Below are 4,498 nucleotides of genomic sequence, written 5' to 3' on the forward strand. Positions count from 1 at the left end.
GCCGTATGTGGTTAATCGCAGCACGAGCTCTTCGCTGCTGTGGTTCGTCCAGGTTTGACAAGACACGGCACAGTCATTCCATGAAATAAACTTTTTCTCCACCAAAGAAAGTCGATGATCGGTGTACGCCATAAGCAAATAGCTGGGATACCACTCTGTGCGGCACGGCTCAAAACGCTTAACAAAACTATTTTCTACCCGATACAACATGGGAATATTAACTTTATGAATGAAATCGAATCTTCCGGAAAAGCCGGGCACAGGATCCAAATAATCCGCCCACAGCCTCGCGCCCGTCGAACCCAGCAGCAGAGCGCCGGGATGCGTGCGAAGCGTTTTCCTTCCTGCATGCAGTTGCTCGTTCACTTGATAAGCAGTCAGAATGAATCCTCTCCTATCAAAGTTAAAATTTTGGCAATTTTAACCTTTTTAAATATATAACAAACTCATAGTAGAATAGTAGTGTAATTATTCCCAGAATATAGGTCATTCCTGCTCATATCCAAAGAGATTTTTTGGAAAGCTATCCGTTCCCTTTTCCATGTATATGTGATATATAGCTCTAGCCCGTTAGCAATGATGGCTGGATACGAGTATTGCTTATCCCCTTCGTCCAGCAGCCGTTCATCCTCCCAAGTAAGTCCATTATCCTTGGAAAAGCGCAGCACAAGTGGTGTCCGGGGTCCTTTGATCTTCCCGGGTTCCGGTCGAGTCGGATTGTAGACAAGTGCAAGAATGCCATTTTCCAACTTTACCAAATCAATCCCACTATTATTATTCGGAAGCTCCGTTGCGTAGGCTTGGCACCAAGTCCTTCCCCCATCTACCGAATCACTGCGATATATAGCCCCTTCCGTACTGCGCGTAAGCATGTGCACGATTCCTGGATCTGACTCCCATAAGGTAGGCTGAATGATCCCTTTCCCTTTTAAACCGCTGCGGTCTAAAGGCACAGTTTCGCTGCGAGCCCATGTCTCGCCTCCATCGAAGGATAGATCAACGAACGCATCCCAAGCGGGTTCGATCGAGGCTGGGGCGACAAGCGTTCCATCATGCAGCACAATTGGCTTGTTCTTAACGGGTCCCCTACCCCCTTTGTCACCCTCAACTAACGGTACGGGAGCCGACCAAGTGAACCCCTCATCCGATGAGCGCCTGACCATCGTTACCCATTCGGCAATGGAGGTGCCGATTTTGTAATACAGGAACAGAACACCGTCCGCTCTGCGAAACAAGACGGGATTCCAATGCGGAACGTCCACTTCGTCGGCAGCATTGACGGGCGGTGTCCAGTGGCCGTCCACTCTGCGGGACGTCCATATTGCAACGTCGCCGGCTTTCTCTTTCGTGCCGCCAAACCATGCTGCCAGGATGTCTCCACTCGGCAGCAGCTCAAGCGTAGATGCATGACAGCTTAGAAAAGGTCTGTCATCTTCGAAAATAAACTCCTTCACTTGATAGATATCACTCAACTCCTATCACTCCTTGGGACAATTTCGTAGCTCTGTCCCTTTTTGGTTCCAAACACGATGACGTTCGGCTCAATGTCCTCGATCCGGATTTCATACCCGTTTTGCAGGACGCATACCGGTTCTGCTATGCGCAACAGGAAGGCTTTACCGGCCGTTGAGACAATATGTGCTCGCAGCAGCTTGCCATTCTCCCATGCGATATCGACCTCAAACCCTCCGCGTGCTCGTAGTCCTTTCACACAACCTTTCAACCATTTCTGTGGCAGAGAAGGTAGAAATTGGACGTTGTTGCCGTGGCTTTGCAGCAGCATTTCGGCAATTCCCGAAACACCCCCGAGATTTCCATCAATCTGGAAAATATCTTGTTTCACCTTTGGATGCCGATGCGCATTCATCATGTTCGGATGTAGTCCAGCGAGCAGTTCATTCACGAATCGCTGCGCATGCTCGGACTCTCCAAGCCGTGCCCATAGATTAATCATCCACGCGCAGCTCCACCCCGTATGGGCTCCGCCATGATTCAAACGTCGTTCAAGTGTGACCTTGCAAGCAGCCGCAAGTTCTGGTTCCTGATGTAAGGTAATCTGGTCCAATGGATGTAGCGAGACCAAATGTGCGACATGACGATGCCCTGGCTCAAACTCTTCAAAATCTTCGTTCCACTCTTGGAGCTGGCCATGCTTGCCTACACGGTAGGGAGGCAGCCGCAATAACGCATGCTCCAATCGGCCTATAAACGTCTGATCCGTATCTGATAAAATGCCACTGGCTTCCAAACAATGGTCAAATAAACTTCGGAGGAGCGCCACATCCATCGTCACGCCTTGGGTCACACTGCTTTTCTGCCCATCGGGCGCGATAAAGAAGTTTTCCGGGGACGTTGAAGGGCAAGTAACCAGGCTGCCATCCTTCGCCTCCACTAACCAATCCAAGCCAAATTGGGCCGCTTCTTTCATCACAGGATAGGCTCGCTTGAGAAACATTTCATCTTGACTGTAAGCGTAATGTTCCCAGATATGCTGACATAACCAAGCTCCTGCCATCGGCCAAAATGCCCAGCTTGGCGATCCCCCGACGGGAGTTGCTGTTCGCCATACATCGATGTTGTGATGCGCCGTCCAACCCTCGCAGCGGTAGTGGACATTGGCGGCTTTACGCCCTGTATGCTGCAGGTCCTCTATCAGGTCGAACAATGGTAAATGGCATTCCGCAAGATTGCCCACTTCCGCAGGCCAATAGTTCATCTCTACGTTGATGTTTGTCGTCCAACTACTGCACCATGGCGGACGAATGCTATCGTTCCAAATGCCTTGCAGATTAGCCGGCTGCGTTCCAATTCTAGAGCTGGACAACAGCAGGTATCGGCCATATTGAAAAAATAATGCGGCAAGTCCGGGATCTTCTACACCGTTTTTGATAGCTTCGATTCGGACATCCGTTGGTAGGTCATTTCTTTCCTGGCCGCCAAGGTCAAGAGAAACTTTGCAAAAGCGTGCGGCATGATCGTGGATATGCCGCTCTTTCAACTGCTCGTAACCAAGCGATGCTGCTTTGGCCAGTCTTGCTTCTCCTAACTCTAACGATGGTTGATCTGTTAGAGCAGGGTCCTTATCGAAGACTTGGAAGCTGGTCTCGGCAGCCAGCAGGAAAGTGACCGTTCCTGTACCGCTCACACGGATCCGTCCACCGCTAACCTCCAACCTGCCTTTGTCCGTACTAACGGTCAATCGAATGTTAAAACCGATCCCTTTGCCTTCCGCATAGTGCACTGGGTCGGGTGACTTCACCGTATTAGGCAGAATATGAATGGGGCTGCGTCCAGTAAGGATTAATTGGTTCCATGACACCTTCTTGACTTCATATTGCAGAGGACTGTTCAATATTGCGCTAACACTGATGTTACGCTCGCTATGCAAGCGTATGACCATGACTTGATCAACCGCCGAGACGAACAGTTCTCTGGTATGTACAGCGTTATTTTGCAAATACCGCACACGGGCGATTCCTTCTGCTAGATCCAATTCCCTGCGGTAATCCGAAATTTCACCGGTCTCTTCGAAGATAAGATCCAAATCGCCAAGCGGGACGTACGATTCGATCTCTGGTCCTTCCATGTGCCTTTCGATCAATTCCTCAGCCTCGGCGTACTTGCCTGCAAAGATCATTTCACGCACAATGTCCAAATACTCAGCTGCTTCTTTGTTCACTGTCTCTCTGGGTTCCCCGGACCATAACGTATCTTCGTTCATCTGTATACGTTCCCGATCCGTACCGCCATACATCATTCCGCCGAAACGGCCATTCCCTACGGGGAGTGCTTGGAACCAAGATTTCGCTGGCTGTGCGTACCATAATGCCGTACTTTTGTCTGACACCAGATCTCCCCCACCTGTTTCTATTCGTACAACCAATCCAATGTATCAATACCATCGTTTTTGTGTTCAACATCACGTGGACATGTCTCCTGATCCATAGGGATCACACCCAGAATCAGAAAAGCACCTTTACCGAAGTCAAGTGTTTGCCGCCCCGCTTCATAGTGGAAGGCGTGGATATTCACAGATGGATACGCATATAAACGCAGCCCTTTGCGCAGTACCGGCGCATAACCGCCTCTATCGTCCGCGTGTGTGTTTTCCTCCAGGCTAGGGACTTGCAGCCATTGATCATCTTTTGAATTAAAATAACCTACCAGCACTTTCGAAGGCTGTTTAAGTTCAATATCGATCGCTAAGCCGTGAAGACCCGCCTGCCTTTGACTAAAACGGATACCCGTAAGCCCGTTCAGCTCCTCAGCACAGCCAACGATGTGAATATCCCCGTCCGTGAAAACTTCCACGCCTTTTTCCACGAAGTACAACTCCGCATGTTCAGACAATAAGCTGAACGGTGCCTCTGCATAGGGAACGATCGGAGCTTTTAGATTTTTTAGAGCTTCGGGCAGYGTCCCTGACTTCAGCTCTTGCACATGGAGACGGAAAGCCTTCAACTCCGCTTCATATAGAAGTAAACATGCGCTCCAATGC

At 49.9% G+C, this 4,498-nt stretch carries 2 protein-coding genes and 2 pseudogenes; all 4 read right to left on the reverse strand.

Annotation, left to right across the window (positions count from 1 at the left end; translation table 11 throughout):
* A pseudogene (locus AC1DUA_RS24905) lies at positions 1–366 on the reverse strand (MGH1-like glycoside hydrolase domain-containing protein); the annotation flags it as partial.
* Positions 367–446: 80 nt separating this feature from the next.
* Entirely contained in the window at positions 447–1,472 is a 1,026-nt protein-coding gene (locus AC1DUA_RS24910; RefSeq protein ID WP_477502322.1) for a sialidase family protein, read from the reverse strand.
* Positions 1,469–3,847, reverse strand: coding sequence for a glycoside hydrolase family 95 protein (locus AC1DUA_RS24915; RefSeq protein ID WP_477502323.1), 2,379 nt, complete (start codon positions 3,845–3,847; stop codon positions 1,469–1,471). Before AC1DUA_RS24915 ends, AC1DUA_RS24910 begins: the two co-directional genes overlap by 4 nt.
* Positions 3,848–3,867: 20 nt before the next feature.
* A pseudogene (locus AC1DUA_RS24920) lies at positions 3,868–4,498 on the reverse strand (hypothetical protein); the annotation flags it as partial.

The organism is Paenibacillus sp. 01T422, from assembly GCF_056398785.1.